The organism is Ruegeria sp. Alg231-54, assembly GCF_900143525.1.
GTDB lineage: Bacteria > Pseudomonadota > Alphaproteobacteria > Rhodobacterales > Rhodobacteraceae > Ruegeria.
Map to the genome: position 1 here is coordinate 21,328 of NZ_FREZ01000019.1, position 18,573 is coordinate 39,900.

The 18,573-nt window shown below is 57.1% G+C and carries 17 protein-coding genes; 9 read left to right on the forward strand and 8 right to left on the reverse strand.

Going from position 1 to position 18,573, the window contains the following annotated elements:
* Positions 1-24 precede the first annotated feature (24 nt).
* The 3 genes from DHN12_RS22030 to DHN12_RS22040 all read right to left on the reverse strand — a co-directional run bounded on the left by DHN12_RS22030 (position 25) and on the right by DHN12_RS22040 (position 2,908).
* The gene (locus DHN12_RS22030) at positions 25-531 is read right to left on the reverse strand and encodes a molybdopterin-dependent oxidoreductase (protein WP_199913565.1); all 507 of its coding nucleotides are present in this window, start codon (positions 529-531) and stop codon (positions 25-27) included.
* A gap of 101 nt (positions 532-632) precedes the next feature.
* Positions 633-1,514 (reverse strand): UTP--glucose-1-phosphate uridylyltransferase, encoded by an 882-nt coding sequence (locus DHN12_RS22035; RefSeq protein ID WP_108862107.1) that lies wholly within the window; start codon positions 1,512-1,514, stop codon positions 633-635.
* Between the two features lie 20 nt (positions 1,515-1,534).
* Positions 1,535-2,908 (reverse strand): WecB/TagA/CpsF family glycosyltransferase, encoded by a 1,374-nt coding sequence (locus DHN12_RS22040; RefSeq protein WP_234416746.1) that lies wholly within the window; start codon positions 2,906-2,908, stop codon positions 1,535-1,537.
* A 252-nt stretch (positions 2,909-3,160) separates the two neighbouring features.
* Here DHN12_RS22040 and DHN12_RS22045 point away from each other — a divergent pair, with 252 nt between their 5' ends.
* The 5 genes from DHN12_RS22045 to DHN12_RS22065 all read left to right on the forward strand — a co-directional run bounded on the left by DHN12_RS22045 (position 3,161) and on the right by DHN12_RS22065 (position 8,850).
* Positions 3,161-3,775 (forward strand): response regulator transcription factor, encoded by a 615-nt coding sequence (locus DHN12_RS22045; RefSeq protein WP_108862108.1) that lies wholly within the window; start codon positions 3,161-3,163, stop codon positions 3,773-3,775.
* A gap of 114 nt (positions 3,776-3,889) precedes the next feature.
* Positions 3,890-5,371, forward strand: coding sequence for a hypothetical protein (locus DHN12_RS22050; RefSeq protein WP_108862133.1), 1,482 nt, complete (start codon positions 3,890-3,892; stop codon positions 5,369-5,371).
* Positions 5,372-5,376: 5 nt separating this feature from the next.
* Entirely contained in the window at positions 5,377-6,645 is a 1,269-nt protein-coding gene (locus tag DHN12_RS22055) for an O-antigen ligase domain-containing protein (protein WP_234416751.1), read from the forward strand.
* Positions 6,646-6,849: 204 nt separating this feature from the next.
* Positions 6,850-7,131, forward strand: coding sequence for an HlyU family transcriptional regulator (locus DHN12_RS22060; protein ID WP_108862110.1), 282 nt, complete (start codon positions 6,850-6,852; stop codon positions 7,129-7,131).
* 378 nt (positions 7,132-7,509) lie between these two features.
* Positions 7,510-8,850, forward strand: a complete 1,341-nt coding sequence (locus tag DHN12_RS22065) for an adenylate/guanylate cyclase domain-containing protein (protein WP_108862111.1) — start codon at positions 7,510-7,512, stop codon at positions 8,848-8,850.
* A 616-nt stretch (positions 8,851-9,466) separates the two neighbouring features.
* On the opposite strand, the gene DHN12_RS22070 is transcribed toward DHN12_RS22065, so the two are convergent.
* Positions 9,467-9,970, reverse strand: a complete 504-nt coding sequence (locus tag DHN12_RS22070) for a hypothetical protein (protein WP_108862112.1) — start codon at positions 9,968-9,970, stop codon at positions 9,467-9,469.
* A gap of 384 nt (positions 9,971-10,354) precedes the next feature.
* Positions 10,355-11,305: a GlxA family transcriptional regulator gene (locus DHN12_RS22075; protein WP_108862113.1), complete on the reverse strand. Its 951-nt coding sequence runs from the start codon at positions 11,303-11,305 to the stop codon at positions 10,355-10,357.
* A 137-nt stretch (positions 11,306-11,442) separates the two neighbouring features.
* Between DHN12_RS22075 and DHN12_RS22080 the strand changes: the two genes are divergently transcribed.
* The 4 genes from DHN12_RS22080 to DHN12_RS22095 are packed head-to-tail and all read left to right on the forward strand — an operon-like array spanning position 11,443 to position 15,915.
* Entirely contained in the window at positions 11,443-12,153 is a 711-nt protein-coding gene (locus tag DHN12_RS22080; protein ID WP_108862114.1) for a GntR family transcriptional regulator, read from the forward strand.
* A 7-nt stretch (positions 12,154-12,160) separates the two neighbouring features.
* A complete protein-coding gene (locus DHN12_RS22085) occupies positions 12,161-13,078 on the forward strand; it encodes a dihydrodipicolinate synthase family protein (RefSeq protein WP_108862115.1) in 918 nt (305 codons plus the stop codon).
* 3 nt (positions 13,079-13,081) lie between these two features.
* Positions 13,082-14,578, forward strand: coding sequence for an aldehyde dehydrogenase (locus DHN12_RS22090; RefSeq protein WP_108862116.1), 1,497 nt, complete (start codon positions 13,082-13,084; stop codon positions 14,576-14,578).
* Positions 14,575-15,915: an FAD-binding oxidoreductase gene (locus tag DHN12_RS22095; protein WP_108862117.1), complete on the forward strand. Its 1,341-nt coding sequence runs from the start codon at positions 14,575-14,577 to the stop codon at positions 15,913-15,915. Before DHN12_RS22090 ends, DHN12_RS22095 begins: the two co-directional genes overlap by 4 nt.
* A 4-nt stretch (positions 15,916-15,919) precedes the next feature.
* Here DHN12_RS22095 and DHN12_RS22100 read toward each other — a convergent pair whose 3' ends face one another.
* From DHN12_RS22100 to DHN12_RS22110, 3 genes are read right to left on the reverse strand one after another with little or no spacing between them, the layout of a single operon-like run.
* A complete protein-coding gene (locus DHN12_RS22100) occupies positions 15,920-16,654 on the reverse strand; it encodes an SDR family NAD(P)-dependent oxidoreductase (protein WP_108862118.1) in 735 nt (244 codons plus the stop codon).
* On the reverse strand, positions 16,651-17,382 hold the full coding sequence (locus tag DHN12_RS22105; RefSeq protein ID WP_199913566.1) for an SDR family NAD(P)-dependent oxidoreductase: 732 nt from the start codon (positions 17,380-17,382) through the stop codon (positions 16,651-16,653). Before DHN12_RS22105 ends, DHN12_RS22100 begins: the two co-directional genes overlap by 4 nt.
* Positions 17,383-17,393: 11 nt before the next feature.
* Complete coding sequence (locus tag DHN12_RS22110; RefSeq protein ID WP_108862120.1) at positions 17,394-18,497, reverse strand: mandelate racemase/muconate lactonizing enzyme family protein; 1,104 nt, start codon at positions 18,495-18,497, stop codon at positions 17,394-17,396.
* Positions 18,498-18,573 lie beyond the last annotated feature (76 nt).

Sequence of the window (18,573 nt, forward strand, 5' to 3'; positions counted from 1 at the left end):
TTCACACTGTGTTGTAACCCCACGCTATTTAACGATTTCCAACCTGTCGAGTTGCCAAATGCTGCGAGAGTAAATCACCTCGGTCTGGTACTTGGTGTCACTGTCATATGGATATACGATCCATAGCGGACCTTTCTGCCGCCGGGACATCGCCGCGCCGTCCATCTCATAGGCGACAATCGGGTCTTGCGCCGATATTGAGCCCACAGGTATCTCAACCGCGTAGTCGTTGATCGCCGTTGCCCGGATCGTAGCACCTTCTGCTTCGACCTGTTCCAGCAAGACAGAGAGGGGAACGCCGACAAAGGTGGTCTCGCCTTCAGTCCAGATCGTCGAGGTTTCAAAGCTGCGCTGCGGTAGCGCCTGCAACATTTCCATATCGAACTGCGCCGCCCCGTCGGGGCCGGTCTGTGCAATGTTGCCCGAAACGGTCAGGACCACTCCTCCTGTCGGAGTTCCCAAGTCTGCGGCTTGCGCAGGCGTCAGGCAAATGGTGAACGCCGCTGTGAGGATCGCAAAAAACATACGCATCGTAGTCTCCACTTCATTGACCTCAAGAAACCAGAAAGAGATCCGCCGCGACAGATGGGCATGGGGATACGCACCTATCCGAACGGATAGGTGCGCAGGTCTCATGCCGCGGCAGACAGGAGGTTCATGCGCTGACGCAACATGGATTTGAAACCGTCACGCAGCTCGGCACGTTCCAGCGCAAAGACGGTCGTTGCCTCAAGATATCCGGCGACTGACCCACAATCGAAGCGCTCTCCTTGAAAAGCGAAACCGCAGCATCCGGTCGCTTCGATATCGGCCGCAATCGCATCGGTCAGTTGAATTTCATTACCCGCGCCGGGTGCCAAACCGTCCAGCTGATCGAAGATCGAAGGGTGCAGCAGATACCGCCCGACAATGCCAAACTCTGACGGAGCCTGATCGGCCGCGGGCTTTTCGACCAACCCTTTCAGATGCTGTACCTGCCCTGTCCCATGCGCGATATCGACCACGCCATAGTCGCTGATCCGGTCGGATGGAACGGCCTCGGTTGCGATCATGTGGCTGCCTTGAAAGTTCTGGACCATTTGCGCCAGGACCGGGCGCCGCGCGTGGATCACATCATCCGGCAGGATCACCGCGAAGGGATCGTCACCGACAAGGTCGCGCGCCAGAGACACCGCGTGGCCCAAACCACGCGGGCTGTCTTGTTGGATAAAGTTGTATGTCTCATCATCAAGATTCGATCGGCGCAAACGGTTCAGTAGGTTGGTCTTGCCACCATCCTTCAGTTTGCGCTCCAGCCCTGAGTTGCGCCCGAAATACGCCTCGAGCACGGATTGTCCGGTTGAGGTGACGAAGATGAATTCATCAATCCCGGCGGCGCGAGCCTCGTCCACAGCGTATTGGATCAAAGGGCGGTCGATCAGCGGCAACATTTCCTTTGCCACAGATTTGGTGGCGGGCAGAAACCTTGTGCCCAGACCCGCGACCGGGAAAACAGCTTTGCGAATACCTGTCATTTCAATGCTCCTAGGTTTGATCAGTAAGCGCCGCGACCTGACACGACGGCACGTGCGGTCATTGCAATGAGGATGAGGTTCAGAAGGGGCGAGCGGGAGCGGACATAGGCTGCATCCAGCGCGATCATGTGGTCAAAGCCGATGCCGGCGCGGCCCGAAACCTGCCAGAGGCCGGTGATGCCGGGACGCACCTGCAGGCGCTCCAGCGCTTGTTCGGGATAGGCAGCAACCTCTTCGGGCAAAGCTGGGCGCGGGCCGACCAGCGACATATCCCCTTTTAGCACGTTGAAGATTTGCGGCAATTCATCCAGCGAGAACCGGCGCAGAACCTTCCCAACGCGGGTGATGCGTGGGTCATTTTTGGCTTTGAAGCACACGCCCTTACGATCCGAATGGGTGAGCAAATCCGCACGTCGCGCTTCGGCGTCCTGCGTCATCGAGCGAAACTTGTACATCGTAAAGGGCACCCCGTTTCGACCAATACGTGTCTGCCGAAAAAAGGCGGAGCCGCGACTGTCCAATCGCACCAATGCGGCGATTGCGGCCATGGGAAGGGCCAGAAGAGACAGCGCGACCACCGCCAAAGTGAGGTCCAGCAGGCGACATGCTGAGACCTTGGGAACAGAATTGTGCGCGACACGCACGAGGAATTCGAAATTACCCAATAGATATCTGCGGGCCATACGGCGGGGCTCCATCGCCAACCGCCATGCCCATTCCATCCGGGCGCGCCGAACGATGCGCGGTGCCCGACGCACATTCCCGGCCAGGAAGTCGAACAAAGCACCCACGCCAAGCGCGATTCCAGGGTCAAGCCGGTGACGGTTCTGCGTAATCCAAAGCTCCTGCAGTGGGACGCCCATAGCGATCAACAGAATGTCCGCGCCAGATTGGTTGATATCGTCGATCGCCTCATCAACCCGCGCTGCCCCTTCATAGCCATCGCGCGTACCAACCACGACCAAATCGGGGATCATGTGCTGCAACCGCGCCGCCGCAGCCTGAGCTGTTCCGGGACTTCCCCCCAACAGGTAGACCGACTGGCCAAGACGCGCGGCACGTTTTAGTAGTTTTGGAACAAAATCCGTACCGTTCAGATTCTCGGCCAACGGGACGCCTTGCAACTTCGCCGCGACCTCCACCCCAATTCCGTCAGGTAGGATCATATCTGCCCGGGCCAAAGCTGCTCGATATGTATGGTTGCGGGTCCTTATATTTGCGCAATGTGCATTCAGGAAAAACACAGTCCGGCGGGTCCCATCCAGCAGTTTTGAGATCACCTGTCCGGATCGGGCGTTCACAACTGGCAGACCCAAAATCTCAGGCTTTTCCAAAGTTGGTATGGGTGTTGGCTGCGCGCCTTTATGCATATCTTGGACTGACAGGAACTGCATGGAACTCTCCGATCAACGATGACAATCTGTGGCTTCAGACTGCCAATGAGACCCTGCAACCGATAGGCGAGCATCCGGAGAGGGATCGGAGAATAGGTCTATTCAAACGACCCCGCAGCACATAGCGTGGTGAAAACGGCCCGCTGACCTATCCGATTGGATATTCACCTGTCCGTCAGGAAGGCTTCATGCCATGGGTTCAATGTTTTACTAACGCATATGGGTGTGGTTGGGGGCAGACGGAGATTTGAGATGAAAGTTCTTATTGCTGACGACCACGACCTTATTTTGGATACGCTCGTTGCCTTCATAGATGCAGCAGGCGGGATCGAGGTGGAGACCGCGCCGGATTTCCCAGCCGCGAAAACTTTGATTGAGAACGACGGAGCCTTTGATCTGGTTCTTCTGGACCTGAACATGCCCGGCATGAACGGGTTGGCCGGACTTGAAACCTGCATCGCTTTGGACAGTGCCCAGCATGTGGCCCTGTTTACCGGCGACACCTCGCGTGATCTGGCGCAACGCGCGCTAGAGCTTGGTGCAGCCGGTTTCGTCCCAAAAACTTTACCGGCTAAATCTCTGGTCAACGCGATCCGCTTTATGGCGATGGGGGAACAATACCTTCCTGCGGGTTTCATGAACGCAGAGCAGCCGGAAGACTCCCACCCCATGGCTCAAAAACTGACAGAGCGTGAGCGGCAAGTTCTGAAAGGGCTGACTGAGGGCAAATCCAACAAGGAAATCGCTCGTGATCTGGATCTGTCAGAGCCGACAATCAAACTGCATATGAAGACTTTGTACCGAAAAGTTGGTGTCAGCAATCGAACGCAGGCCGCCCTGGCCGCGCGCGAGGCTGGGTTGTTCTAGGCCTAACTATCCGAAGGGATAGGGGACGCTCCCAATCCCCTCGGCCCCTAGCCTGCTGAGCGAATGATCAGCAATCAGATGCGGTGTATCACCCTTGTAAGAAAGGGTTCTTCCATGCCGCAACAGATTTCGAACTCCTCTGAGTCCACGCGCGACATGCAATTTCTGCATTGGGTGCGCATTTCCCGGTCCAATTTCAGAACGCTCGGGTGGCGCCGCATCGTAAAGGGCGGGCGCCTTAGCGATGTAGGCCGCCTGCCTCGTTACGTGGCATTATACCTTCTTGGGGCGAGTTGCATCTGGGCCCCGATCAGCGGCTATTTGGCGACCGCGCCTGTCAAATACACCTCTCACGCATCATTAATCCTGCCAGGATCTGGCGCTTCGGCATCGGTCAATCTGGCCAATATCGGTCAGGCATCCTCGTACGCGAATTCCGCCTTTGCCAACGGGTCAATCAGCCCGACCGAGACGTATAAACGTTTGTTGTCGGCCGACCGTATACTCGACGCGGCAGCCAAGGCGGTAGAGGCTGACCGGGACGCGTTTGGAAAGCCGCGGGTGCAACTGGTCGATCAAACCAGCCTGATCCATATCGAGCTTCAGGCGGCCTCTCCGGCAGACGCTCAGCAATATGGAGACGCCTTGGTGGCCGCCTTTTTCGCTGAGATTGACGCCCTGCGCGCCGATGAAATTGCCACCCGTCAGGCCAGCAATACCGGCGCGATCGAAGACTACACGAGCGCAATTCAGGCCACGCGGGCCGAGATCAAACAGCTGCAATCGCAAAGCGGTCTGATATCAGTCGCGCAATACCAAGAGCAGGTCGCCGCTAATGACCGTGCAAAGCAGGAGCTGCGAACGCAGGAGAGCGAGCTGGCACGCCAATCGGAACGTGTCGCCGCGCTTCAAGTCGCGTTGAATCTGCCCTCTGACGCAGCGGCGGCAACGCTGAAACTCTATGCTGATGCGCAGTACCTATCGTTGCTTGCGGATGTGTCGGTGGGGGCTGCAAAGCTGGCGCAAGCCGACGCGACCTACGGATCGCGCCACCCAATCTATGTGAATGCCCAAAACGAATATGAAGGGGCGCGTTCGGTTGCTTTAAAACGCGCGGCGCAGGTGACTGGTCTTGAGGTCGAGCAGCTCGGTGGTCTGGATCGCGCGCCGGAAGGGCAACGGGCGCAGTTGCTCAGCGAGTTGGTGCGCGAAGATGCCTTGCGCGCCGGATTGGAAGAGCATGTCGCGACACAGCGCGCGCAAGTTCGTTTGGAAACCCTGCGCCTGTCAGACCTCGCCCCTATCGCCGCTGAATTGGAGGACCGGCAGAGAGATTTCGCCGTGGCAGAAGCCGTGTTCGCCTCTGCCATCGCGCGGTCCGAGTCGAAAAAGACCGATGTCTATGCCTCCTATCCCTTGATCCAAGTGCTGGAGAACCCGTCTCTGCCGACTCGCCAGTCTTCGCCGAACAAGAAGATCTCGATTGCCGCCGGGATCGTTGCAAGCCTTATGCTGCTGATGGGTTTGGTTCTGGCATGGATCCGGAACCCGCTGATCTCAAAGCTGCTGAAAGACCAGAAAGAGGCCGCAGTTTGACGCGTGTGGCCCCTCAAACGCCAGCCGAAAAGATCGTCTGGTGTACGCTGATCTGGACATGGCCGTTCTACGGGCTTGGCGCGCTGTATGTTGTCGGTCCGGTGCTAGGTTGGATGTTGGCTACGATAGCCGGGGTGTCACTTTTTCTCGGCCCGGTGATCCGTTTGGATATGCGTGCAACGGGCCCTGTACCTGCTCTGGTCTGGATCTGGAGCGTTGGCATGCTGGTGATGCTGGTCTCACTTTGGGCAGGCCACGCGGACTGGAACCTCGGCACCACCAAAACGATCAAATCGAGTATCGGATGGGCAAAGGGTTGGGCGCTGATCCCGTTGTTTATCCTAGCAGGGGCGGTTTTGCCAATACGGCGCGAGGTTTTGGTCAGAGGGCAATGTGTGGTGGGCCTTTGGACCTTGTGCCTTCTGCCGTTGCTCATTGCCGCCCCCTATGCCGGTCTGCCGCATCTGCTGTTTACATCTCCCCTTAAAGCAGTAGGCGGCCCGGGACCTGAATATTTCTCGGTCTACCTGTATACAATCGACCCCGCCAGCGGCACGCCGCGGTGGCAGTTCTTTGCGCCCTGGTCGCCATTCGCAGCCTTGTTGGGTGTCTGCATGGTCCTATTTGCCCTGGAAGAAAAGCACAGCAGCTGGAAGGTCATCGGCTTGGCTGCCGGAGTTCTGATGATCCTTATGTCCAAGTCCCGAATGGGTATGGTCGGATTGGTGATCTGCTCGCTGTCACCCCGCCTCTTGCCACTTGTCGCCCGCAGCTTGGGGTGGATTCTATTGTCTACAGTCACCACCACCGTAGCCGTTTGGGGCGCAGTCTTTGTCGAATTCGGCAACCGAGCCCTTTACAGGTTCAAATCCGCGCGCGCCGATAGTACCCGCGTACGCGAAACTCTGCAGCGTATAGCGTATGAGCGCTGGCAATCGGATGCGATGGTTTTCGGGCACGGCACAGTCAGACCCGGTGCGCATCTTGTTGAGTACATGCCGATCGGCAGCCATCACACCTGGTACGGATTGCTATTCGTGAAAGGGCTGACCGGATTTGCCGCGTTTATCGTTCCTTTCCTCGGTCATTTAGCAATCGTCACCCTGGACGCCATAAAGTCGGAACGCGGGAGGCTGCCGCTCGGGCTGTTGCTCACAGTTCTCCTGCTGACCTTTGGAGAGAACGTTGAAATCCAAACCTATCTACTCTGGCCGACCTTACTGATGCTCGGATTGCATTTGCGAGAGGTCAAATCAGTGTGTCTGGGAAGCTGATACGCCGCTAGGATTGTTGCGACACCAGCGTAGTGTCAGACGTCACTCTTTTGGGTTGGTTCTTCACTGCTGATAGGGACATTTTGACCTTGTAAAGTGAGTACTTTCACATCGGGCAACCAACGAATTGACCGTGAATTGCTCTTCAGCCCGGCATTTAGTGGCACTAGTCGCCGACTAGAGCCGGCTGAAAGGAGCCGCCCGTTGTCCCTCTACTCAAAACTCTTCGGCGGCGTTGAGAAGTCCGAGCCGGACCCGCTCTCTTACAAAGGGTTCGAGATCTTCCCCGACCTGATGGCGGAAGGCAGCAAATACCGTCTGTTGGTCCGTTTGGAGAAGACCATCGACGGAGATCGAAAGACCCATACTTTGATCAGGGCGGACGTGTTTGACAGCCGAAATCAAGTCGAGAGCTTTAGCATTGCAAAGCCGAAGCAAATGATTGGTGAGCAGGACGAAAACGTTTTCGACTTGGCAAGCCGGTAGCTTGAAGCTCGATCTATTGATCGGGAGCACTATGTGAGCGGCACCGTGCGCGCGCCGCTAGGCATGCTTCTACGTCCAAGATTGAACGGACGGCTTAGGTTATCATTGGTCAACCATTTGTTGGGCAAAGGAGACTGTTTATCCGCCCTGTTGGTTTGTTAGCGGCTTCCGCAAAGCGCGGAAAGCGAACGTTCGCGAAAAACACTGTAAGACAGGTTTGTCCCGCATCGCAGTCATTAATGTACTGCAGAGAGAATGGCTCCTTTGCGGACACAGCAGCCGTCAGAATTATTGGCTACAATATCAAACTGAACGAATGGTTTTGGCTTTTGCCATGAGTGAGTCATATTCGGCAGCGAAACGCATTCGGAACGCGCCATGACCACTTTTATAAAACCACCCACTCAATTCACACGCGCGGGCGATGTTGCAATCGCGTATCAAGTCGTCGGCGAAGGGCCGGTCGATTTGATTTATATCTCCGGCTGGCTCCACAACATTGATGTGGTCTGGGAGCACCAGGGTTACCGAGACTTCCTTCGCGGACTGGCAGAAAAGTGCCGGGTCATCATGTTCGATAAACGCGGAACAGGAATGTCCGATCGTGATGTCGGAGCACCCACGCTGGAAGAACGCGCGGAAGATATTCGTGCTGTTATGGCTGCCGTAGGCGGTGAAAAAGCAGCAATTTTCGGAATCAGCGAAGGAGGCGCGATGACAGCAATGTTCGCAGCGTGCTATCCGGAAAAAGTGAGTTCAATCGTAATGATTGGCAGCCGTCCCTGCGACGCATGGAAACCAGACTGGCCGAGAGGTAGGCGACGTGCTGAATTCGAAGAGGACCTTAAACACCTCGAAGCCAATTGGGGAAACCTTGGTTGCGAGTTGGAGTGGGCAGCCCCTTCAGTTAAGGATGATCCGGAAGAACAGGCATTTTTTAATAAACTGCTCACTTTGTCTGCTAGCCCCCGTTCGGCAATTGCCATCACGCGTCTGAATTATGATACGGACTACAGGTCAATTCTTCCCGCAATTGAAGCTCCTGCTCTCATTTTGCACCCTGAAAAGGATATTTCCATTTCGGTGGAAGACGGGCGGTACCTTGCGGAGAACATTCGCAATGCCCGTTTTGAGTTCGTAAAGAACTCAGATCATCTGCCTTGGATTGGCGACACGCGTGCCATTGTAAAGCAAATTACCGATTTCGTTTGCAGCGAAGCACCTCAGAAGGAAGAAACCCGTGTGCTTTCGACAATTCTCATGACCGACATTGAAGGGTCGACCGCCATCGCGACACGCGTCGGAGATGAGGAATGGAAACACATCATAGAGAAACATGATGCTCTCGCAGCGCGTGCAATTGCCCGCCACGACGGAACGTTGATCAAGACAATGGGTGACGGAATACTTGCTACTTTTGCCGGTCCCAGCCGGGCTATCGCATGCGCGGAGGCAATAAAGTCCCAAGCATCTGATATTGGTCTCACCATACGCGCGGGCATCCATACAGGAGAGTGTTTGCGCCGGAGCAATGATGTTTCCGGTTTGGCAGTAACTATCGCCGCGCGAATTCTTGAGTTAGTGCCGGGTGGCGAGGCTTGGGTGTCTGGCGTTGTAAGAAGTCTCGTCGTTGGATCGGGATTACAGTTTGAGTCATTGGGAGAACGGCAACTAAAGGGAGTTCCCGACGAGTGGCCTTTGTATAAAGTTTCAAGCTGACAGCTTTTTCTTGCTGACTTGAGGCTGCGTTGGGCTCAATGCAGTCATTCGGTGCGCAATGTATGAACAACTGCTCTGCGGACAAAGCCGCCATTTATTGTCCAACGCAATCGGCACTCGAATTACCTCGGTCGGTGAATACTCCGCACTAAACTTGTTCACTTTCCAACCGGCGTCAGTTCTATTGACACCATACTTATTGGTCACCCAGAGATATGGTAGTGTTCTTGCGCAGACAACACGTTGGATCGCGAATTGACCGAGTTTAGGTTTTCCCCGTCGAAGTATCCCCACCTACAATGCACTGCCACCAGCAAACGTAGTGGCAAGCGCTGTAAACGATGTCGTCGCCCTGGGTGGGCCGTATGCCGGATGCATGGGGCTGGAGGCCGATGCACAGAGGCACGTCAAAAACCAGAACCTAGTGTCGGATCGAATAACCAGAGAAATCGGATGGTGAAGATGGGACGCCGCCTGGGGTTGGGACTTGGCGTATGCAAACCCACTTGCCGAGAGAAACTTGAATTTGTCGATCCACTCTCCCATTGAGAAACCGACTGTGTGTTGAATTATTTTTTGTCGAAATCACCCAGCGCGTGTGGGATCCCCGGTCGCGTCAAATACGCCGTTCCGACGCTGACAATGCGCCCGCAAGCGAGCTCTTGATCTCTGACGGGGTGTCCCGACCTTGCTGATTCAGCTTTGCGGCGATCCAGCCCGCAGAATGTCCACGGCATCCGATCTTGTTCAAGCGCGCCGCGGCCGGTGTTGTCACTTCACCCTGAGCCAGGGCCATGGATGCTTCAACCTCTGTGTCCGGCAGGATCATTCTAACGGCGCTGAACACGTCCATCGAGACCTGTAAAGTTTGACGCTCTAGCCGATGGGCGGCGTTGGTCAGCAATCGCGTGCAATAAGCCGACAAGAAATACCAACGGAACACCTGAAAAACCTGACCGTTGGACGCCGCCATATCCGGCGCGCGACCCGCAACAGCGGTCAGTTCGGAAAAGGCAGCTTCGGCCAATTTGGCCGCATCGCAAATCTGACGCTCGCGACTGGCACGAGAAACCGCGCCGTTGGCGAAGCGGGAGTCAGATTTACCGATTTCCAAGTGCATTGGTATCCTCCACCGTCAAATTGTGATGAAGATATAAAATCTGACGGCATCGCCCGCATGGGAATTGCGGTCAGAATTTCCCGATTTGTCGTCTTTTTTGGCCAACTTCAGAGTCTGTCTATACATTTCACCCTAAAGTTGGCCTGTTTTGAGCCATTTGGTCAACTGGTGAACACCGCAAACGTTAATGTTTTAAACAAAAAGCACACATATCTGACACGATCTTGTAATAGTTATGCCCACTTCGATATGTATGAATACTCAATCCTGCTGACCAGTTTACCAGTAAAGTTTTAACGAGGGGGTACGAAGCAGGATCAGGGGGTGAGCGCCTGTTCAGCCAGGCTCGCCTTAGGACAGAGACGCTCCCCCCGTCCTTATCACTTAGTCTATCTTGTTCTTTTGAGCATGTGGCGTCACACCAAAACTCGACCGGTAAACGCGCGAAAAATGTCCCGGATTTTCGAACCCGCAGGCCATTGCCACTTCGGTCACGGATGCCTCGGTTTGCAATAACAGCTTCTGAGCGCGCTCCAGCCGAAGCTCCATAAAGTACTTCTTGGGCGACGTGTTGAGGTATTTACCGAACAACCGTTCCAACTGGCGTGTTGAAATCCCCAGATCCCCGGCAATATCAGATGGGGAAACCGGTGCCTCGATGCAGTCCTGCATGATATGAATTGCCTTGGCGAGATGCGCGTTACGCATCCCGTTGCGCGATTGAAGGGACACGCGCTGTTTGGCTGTGGCATTGCGCACGGCGTTGTAGACCATCTGGTCAGCAACCGCGATGGACAACTCTTCGCCGTGGTCCCTTTCAATCAGGTGCAACATCAGGTCGGCGGTCGCCGTGCCACCCGAGGCGGTGATGTGCTTTTCATCGGCGACAAAGACACTGCGCACCAGATTCACCTCGGGAAAGGCCTCCATAAAGGCATCGTGGTACTCCCAGTGAATGGCGGCCTGCATCCCGTCCAGAAATCCTGCCTCGGCCAGCAACCACGCGCCCGAACACAAGGCGCCGATGGCCGTACCTCTCGCCCGCTCGCGCCGCAGGGTTGCAAGCAAAGGGCGCGAGACATGGTTGCGCATATGAATACCTGACAGCACGAACAGTTGGTCGGTCTTTGGCAACGCGTCCAGTCCCCCATGAACCAAAGTCACCGACCCGTTGGAACAGACGGCCTGCTTGCTGTGTTCGGATACAAAAGACCACTCATACAGATCTTGACCGCTGACGAGGTTGGCAATGCGCAGCGGCTCGACCGCGCAGGAAAAGGCGAGATGCGAGAATTCCTCGATCAGGATGAAAGTGATGTGGCGGGGTTGGCGCATAGACGTCCGATTCAGTTTGACGTGGTCGACGGCCTATGCTGCACGATTCTTTTCTGTATACAACTTGTATTTTATTGGAATACAGAGAATGAACGAAATAGCCGGCACGATTCGCGCAGCGACTGTTGGAGGAACGGATGAAAGACGACGCCAAATCCCGAAAGGCCGAGTTGATGGAGCACCTGAAAGTGTCGATCCTGACGCTGCGCCTGCAACCAGGCACAGATTTGGACGAAGCGCATCTGTCCGACGCTTTCGGCCTGTCCCGCACGCCATTGCGTGAAGTGTTCCGGCAACTGGCGGGAGAAGGCTATCTGGACTTGCGCACCAATCGCAGTGCCCGGGTGTCTGAGATGTCTTATACCACCCTGCGTGACTTCTTTCTGGCTGCACCCATGGTCTATGGCGCGGTTTTGCGACTTGCCGCGCAGAACGCCACACGAACTCAGATCAACGACCTGAAAGACTCGCAACAGGCGTTCAAGGCTGCGTTGCAATCCGGATCCGCCGAAGATCGGGCGCTGGCCAATAACCGCTTTCATGATGTGACCGGAGAGATGTCAGGCAATGTCTACTTGCGGCCATCATTCAACCGGTTGCTGATCGACCATGCCCGGATCGGGATGACCTTCTATAGACCCCAATCCGCGCACAAGGCCGAGAACCTGTCCGAGGCAAGTCGCCAGCATGACGCCATCATCGCCGCCATCGAGGCGGGCGATGAGGCGGCTGCTGCGCAGCTGGCCGAGGACCACTGGAACCTGTCACGCGACCAAATCGAACTGTTCGTGATGCCTGCTGCGCTGGATATCCCGATGGGTATCCCGCCCCTTTCGAAACCTGCATGAGGACGGAATGAACCCGATTTTCAGATTTGAGGGGATCTATACCCCGGTGGTCACGCCCTATCACCAAGATGGCCGCGTGAACTGGGATGCCCTGTCCCACGTGATCGAATACCTGATCGAGAATGGTGTGCACGGGCTGATCTCGGGCGGGTCAACGGGTGAGAACTATGCCCAGACCGTCGAAGAACGGCTGGAACTGGCGTCGTTCACGCACAAGCAGTTGAAAGGCCGGTTGCCTCTGGTTGTCGGAACTGGAGCGATGCTGACGCCGGATTCCATCGCGCTGGCCTCGGGCGCGCGTGAGATTGGCGCAGACGCGATCCTGCTGGCCAGCCCACCCTATTCTGTGCCGACCGATCGGGAAAACGCCCTGAACGCGCTGGCTATCGACAAGGCCGCTGACTTGCCGGTGATGTTGTACAACTACCCGCACCGCACCGGTACAATGATGGGGGAAGAATTCCTTGACCGCGTGGGGCGCAGCCGAAACTTCTGCGGCATCAAGGAAAGCTCAGGGGATATCAACCGGGTGCATTTGTTGGCGCGGGATTACCCGCATATCCAGCTTGGCTGCGGCATGGATGATCAGGCGCTGGAATTCTTCGCCTGGGGCGCACCGTTCTGGGTCTGCGGTGGGTCGAACTTCCTGCCAGCCGAACATGTAGCACTATATCAAGCCTGCGTTGTCGAAGGGAACTTCGCCAAGGGCCGCCGCATCATGTCCGCCATGATGCCGTTGATGCGGGTGCTGGAACAGGGCGGCAAGTTCATCCAGACCATCAAGCATGGCGTCACCATGAACGGGGTCGACGCAGGCGCGATGCGGCCCCCGCTTAAGGGGCTGAACAAGGATGACAAACGCGCATTGGAACAGGTGACGCGCGTGATGAAGAAAACAATCGCAGATATCGTGGCGGAGGGCTAAGGCATGGAATTGCTGACACAAGACGAATACAAATCCATCGCTGCGGGCCTGACCTTGCCCACCGGGGCCTTCATCGACGGCGCTTTCCGCCCGGCTGTCTCAGGCAAGACCTTTGAGACGGTGAACCCCGCTACAGGCGAGAAACTGGCCGATGTTGCCGCTTGCGACGCGGCGGATGTGGATTTTGCCGTCGAAAAAGCGCGAGAGGCATTTGACGATGGGCGCTGGTCCAGGATGCACCCCTCGGATCGCAAGGGCATACTGATCCGACTGGCCAAGTTGATGATCCGCAATGCCCGTGAATTGGCAGTGATGGAGAGTATCGACAGCGGCAAGACCATCTATGACTGCGAAACCGTGGATATCCCCGAAACGATCCACTGCCTGAAATGGCATGCCGAGGCGATCGACAAAATCTATGATCAGGTCTCGCCCGCCAGCGACGACCACATCGCCATGGTGGTTCGCGAACCCATCGGAGTTGTGGGGTTGGTGCTGCCGTGGAACTTCCCGCTGCTGATGCTGGCGTGGAAGATCGGACCTGCCTTGGCGGCGGGCTGTTCGGTGGTGGTGAAACCAGCAACCGAAACCACGCTGACCGCCCTGCGCCTCGCGGAACTGGCGATGGAGGCGGGCCTGCCGCGCGGCGTTCTGAACATCGTTCCGGGCGGCGGTGCTGATGTCGGTGAGCCGATTGGTCGACACATGGAAATCGACATGGTCTCTTTCACCGGCTCGACCGTCACTGGCAAACGGTTCCTGACCTATTCGGCGGAAAGCAACGCCAAGGAGGTTGTGTTGGAGATGGGCGGCAAGAACCCGGCCATCGTGATGGATGACGCCGAGAACCTTGACCGCGTGGCGGCCCATGTCGTGAATGGCGCGTTCTGGAATATGGGTGAGAATTGTTCCGCCTCGTCCCGTCTGATCGTGCACAAGGACGTAAAGGCCGAGTTGCTGCAGCGGATCGCCCATCACGCGAAGCAGTGGAACATCGGTGATCCGCTGGACCCGGAAACCCGAATAGGTGCGTTGGTCAGCGAAGGCCACTACAACAAGGTCTGCGGCTACTTGGAACAAGCCGAAAACGTGGTGATTGGTGGCAATGCCAACAAGGGTTTTGTCGAAGCGACCGTGGTCGAAGTACCCGGCAATCACAGCACTCTGGCGCGCGAAGAGATCTTTGGTCCCGTTCTGTCGGTGATCGAAGTGTCTGGCTTTGACGAGGCCATCAAGATTGCCAATGACACCGACTATGGCCTGTGTGCTTCGATCTTTACGGCTAACGCCAAGCGAGCCATCCGCGGCGCGCGGGCGATCCGCGCCGGAACCGTGACGGTGAACAGCTTTGGCGAGGGTGACATCACCACCCCCTTTGGCGGCTACAAACAATCCGGTTTTGGTGGCCGCGACAACTCGGTCCACGCCCACGACCAGTACACCCAGTTGAAAACCATCTGGATTGATCTGGCCGATGACGCGGACGAGACGATCGATTGACGGCCTATACTGCAAAACGACTGCCACGACAGACCGGGCAGGCGGGGTGGACCGCCATCCTGCCGCCCCAAATATCGCTACCCCGGCTTGAACAGAACATCTCAGCCGACGTCACCATTGTCGGTGGCGGGTTTGCCGGGCTCAACGCTGCGCGCAGGTTGCGCCAGCTTGACCCAGCGCTCAAGGTTGTTCTGTTGGAGGCCGGTCGTTTCGCCGAAGGTTCCGCTGGCCGCAATTCGGGCTTCATGATCGATCTGCCCCATGATCTGGCCTCGGACAATTACGCCGGAGGCGGGCTGGAAGCAGACCGCGCAACCATAGCCCTAAACCGCCGCGCAATAAGATTTGCAACGAACGTGGCTGAAGAATGCGAGCTGCCGCAGGAAATGTTCGACCCCTGCGGTAAGTTCAACGCAGCCGCCACACGAGCCGGGGACAGGCACAACCGCGAATTCGCCGCACATCTGGATCGGTTGGGAGAGCCTAGCACGCTTTTTGACCGCCAACAGATGCAAGAGATCACGGGCAGCCCGCACTACAGCTCGGGCCTCTACGCACCCGGCACAGTGATGATCCAGCCCGCCGGCTACATTCGGGCTCTGTCCTCTCACCTATCGCCACATATTGATCTGTTCGAAAACTCTCCTGTTACCGGCTTTGAAAAACAAGGCGTGGGATGGCTGGTAAAAACACCTGAAGCGCAGGTTTCGACGGGCCGTATCATTCTGGCCAATAACGGCCATCTGGAGAGCTTTGGCTTTTACGAACGCCGACTGATGCACATCTGCCTTTACGCGTCGATCACCGAGCGTTTGACGCCTGAACAGATCACGACATTGGGCGGTCAATCCCGCTGGGCCGTCACTCCGGCTGATCCGATGGGAACCTCGGTTCGGCGGGTCTCGGGCAGCTATGGCGACCGGATTCTGATCCGGTCCTGTTCAACTTTTCACCCGACAATCGAAACCAGCCCCATGCGCCTGCGCAATGCAGGCTGGGTGCACGACCGCAAATTTCGCGAACGGTTCCCGCATCTGCCCAATGTGCAAATGGAGCATCGTTGGGCCGGAATGCTTTGCCTTAGCCGAAACGGATCAGCGGCGTTCGGAGAGTTGGACAAGGGCGTCTTCGCGGCCTGTTGTCAGAACGGTTTGGGAATTGCCCGAGGGACGTTGCAGGGCATGGCAGTGGCGGAATTGGTCACGCAGGGCGGATCGGACATTGCGGATCATTTCCTGGCCCAACCGATGCCGCCGCGCCTACCACCCGAGCCGTTCGCATCATTGGGTGCAAATAGCTATCTGATTTGGAAAGAGTGGCGTTCAGGAAAGGAATGACCTGTCAGGGCAGGCTGAGCTTGGTCATGCGACCGCCGTCCACGGTGTAGACCTGACCGGTGACAAAACTGGCCTCTTCAGACGCAAGAAACGCTACCACTGCCGCGACCTCCTCTGGTCGGCCAGTCCGGGCGACGGAATGAATGCGGCCAATGTCGCGGCGAAATGCATCCGGGTCCGGCTGAGCGTCGATGAAACCCATGTTCAGTTCAGTGTCGATCCAGCCGGGCGCCACCGCGTTGCACCGGACCCTCTCTGCCCCGTGATCCACGGCGACGGCACGGGTCAATCCGTGCAATCCGGCATTGGTCGCACAATAGGCCGCATGGCCAGGATTACTGCCCAACCCTTCGATCGAGCCGATGTTGACGATGTTCCCTTGCGTCTGCCGCAGATGGGGCAGCGCCGCCTTGATCAGCAGAAAAGGGGCCGTCAGGTTAACTGTCAGGTTGCGCTGCCAATCCTCCAGGCTCATGTTTTCGACAAGGGCTTCTTGCATCATGCCCGCGTTGTTGACGAGGATATCCAGACGCCCTGCCCGCTCAACAACCCGAGTGACTACAGATTGCGGGCTGCTCGGATCACCAAAATCTGCCTCGATCCCTTCGAACTTGGGATCTTGCCCGCGTTGTGCAGTAAAAACCCTTGCCCCGTCCTGACGCAGTCGTTCAGCAATGGCCCGACCGATCCCGCTGCGTCCGCCAGTGACAAGGGCGGTTTTGCCTTCAAATCGGGTCATGATACTGGCTTGCCTCCGTTCACCTCAAGCACCGCGCCGCAGATATAACGCGACGCATCCGAGGCCAAAAACAGGATCACATCAGCAATGTCTTCGGGTTCCGCAATTCGCCCCAAGGGAACAGTCTGCCCCAGCTTAGCGACAGCTGTGTCCGGGTCGAACCCGCGCTTGGCAAAACCGGATCGCAACATGGGTGTGTTCACCTCGTTCGGGCAAACCGCGTTGATGCGGATGCCCTGATGGGCGTGGTCCATCCCCATGCATTGGGTCAGAGAGGCAATCGCGGCCTTGGTCATGCAGTAGACAGCGTGGTTTGGACCGGGGCGCAGGCCCCAGCAGGATGCGGTGTTTACGATCGCCCCGCCTCCGTTCACAGCCATAATCGGGATCGCAGCGCGGCAAATGCGAAAGGGGGCCTCGACGTTCACGCCCAGAGACAGAGACCAATCCTGATCCGAGGTTTCGGTGACGGCACCCCGCGTAATGACACCCGCATTGTTGACCAAAATGTCCAGCCCGCCCAGCGCATCTGCTGCCCTTTGCGGAAGTGCATCGGAATAGGCCGGGTCCAGCAGATCACCGGGCAGATGGGCATCAGCCTCGATCCCGTCGGTCAGGCGGTCAGCAACAGCAACCTGCGCGCCGGCGGCACGTAGGCGGCGCACCAGAGAGGTTCCGATCCCCCCCGCAGCGCCCGTGACCAAAGCCGATTTTCCTGCAAACTCCATAATATGCTCCTTCAGAAAGATGCGACCGGCGCGCCAAAGCGGGTTTCGTCGGGCACGACACCCAGCCCCGGTCCGGTTGGAACTTGGATATGCCCGCCTTCAATGCGAATTCCATTCTGGGCATCGTAATTGCCTTCGATGTATGGCGCAGCCAGCCAAACGCCTTCCAGCAGATCGGGCCGAACAGTCGCGCCGATATGTGTGCATGCTGCGGCAATAATGTCCCCTCCCCAACTGTCGTCGCAGGTATGGGGCAGATTACGCGCCTCACAGAGGTCTCGGAACGCGCGCATGGGCTGCAGGCCACCGATCCGCGTGACCTTCATACCGAACCCATCCACCAGACCAGTGCCCGCCGCAGTGATAACCGTGTTCAGATTGGTGGCGTTTTCGTCCATGTAGATCGGGTGGCTCACTTGTGACCGTATCTTTTGCAGATCTTCGATCGTATTGCAGGGTTGTTCCATGACAAACGGAATGTCCGGGCATTCGCGGCTGACACGCAACGCATCACGAGTTGTCCAGCCGCGGTTTCCGTCCACGGCCAGGCGCATGCCTGACGCGCCGATTGCCTCCCACACTTTGCGGATGGTTTCGATATCAATTTCAACCGGCCGACCACCAACCTTGATCTGCAGGCGTGGGTAACCTTCGGCCAATTTTTCCCTTGCCAGAACCGCAATATCGTCAGGCGCCCCAACCCCCGTCGCATAGTATGAGGGAACCTTGCCGACCGCAGCGCCGCCATGCAGTTCCGACACGCTGATCCCAAATTTCTTGCCCAGCAGGTCATGTGCGGCGATGTCGATAGCCGCCTTGGCATAGTTGTGTCCGTTCAAAAGGCCATCCATCCGTCGGTGCAGCCCTAGCGGAGAGACCTCGGCACCCAATAGTCCTGCGGCCATCTGAGCCAACGCAGCCCGAGCACCAGCGGCGTGGGCCTCAGCATAGGTGGGGCCAACCGGGCAGGTCTCTCCCCATCCGACCAATCCGTTGTCGGCCACCAGTTTGACCAATGTGGTGTCCAGGGCCCAGACCTCGGCATTGGCCATTGTGTACGGGCCGTTTTTGACAGGCAGATCGTGGCTATAGATTTGAATTTCAGCGATTTTCACGACTTGTGTTCCGTACTGCTATTGAAGGGATAAACTCTCCCAACTGGCCGGGCGGGTGGAAAACGGGGGATTAACT

Bases quoted from the DNA above. Each gene is read 5' to 3' on its own strand.
- DHN12_RS22030 (WP_199913565.1), bottom strand. From the start codon at position 531: ATGCGTATGTTTTTTGCGATCCTCACAGCGGCGTTCACCATTTGCCTG.
- DHN12_RS22035 (WP_108862107.1), bottom strand. From the start codon at position 1,514: ATGACAGGTATTCGCAAAGCTGTTTTCCCGGTCGCGGGTCTGGGCACA.
- DHN12_RS22040 (WP_234416746.1), bottom strand. From the start codon at position 2,908: ATGCAGTTCCTGTCAGTCCAAGATATGCATAAAGGCGCGCAGCCAACA.
- DHN12_RS22045 (WP_108862108.1), top strand. From the start codon at position 3,161: ATGAAAGTTCTTATTGCTGACGACCACGACCTTATTTTGGATACGCTC.
- DHN12_RS22050 (WP_108862133.1), top strand. From the start codon at position 3,890: ATGCCGCAACAGATTTCGAACTCCTCTGAGTCCACGCGCGACATGCAA.
- DHN12_RS22065 (WP_108862111.1), top strand. From the start codon at position 7,510: ATGACCACTTTTATAAAACCACCCACTCAATTCACACGCGCGGGCGAT.
- DHN12_RS22070 (WP_108862112.1), bottom strand. From the start codon at position 9,970: ATGCACTTGGAAATCGGTAAATCTGACTCCCGCTTCGCCAACGGCGCG.
- DHN12_RS22075 (WP_108862113.1), bottom strand. From the start codon at position 11,305: ATGCGCCAACCCCGCCACATCACTTTCATCCTGATCGAGGAATTCTCG.
- DHN12_RS22080 (WP_108862114.1), top strand. From the start codon at position 11,443: ATGAAAGACGACGCCAAATCCCGAAAGGCCGAGTTGATGGAGCACCTG.
- DHN12_RS22085 (WP_108862115.1), top strand. From the start codon at position 12,161: ATGAACCCGATTTTCAGATTTGAGGGGATCTATACCCCGGTGGTCACG.
- DHN12_RS22090 (WP_108862116.1), top strand. From the start codon at position 13,082: ATGGAATTGCTGACACAAGACGAATACAAATCCATCGCTGCGGGCCTG.
- DHN12_RS22100 (WP_108862118.1), bottom strand. From the start codon at position 16,654: ATGACCCGATTTGAAGGCAAAACCGCCCTTGTCACTGGCGGACGCAGC.
- DHN12_RS22105 (WP_199913566.1), bottom strand. From the start codon at position 17,382: ATGGAGTTTGCAGGAAAATCGGCTTTGGTCACGGGCGCTGCGGGGGGG.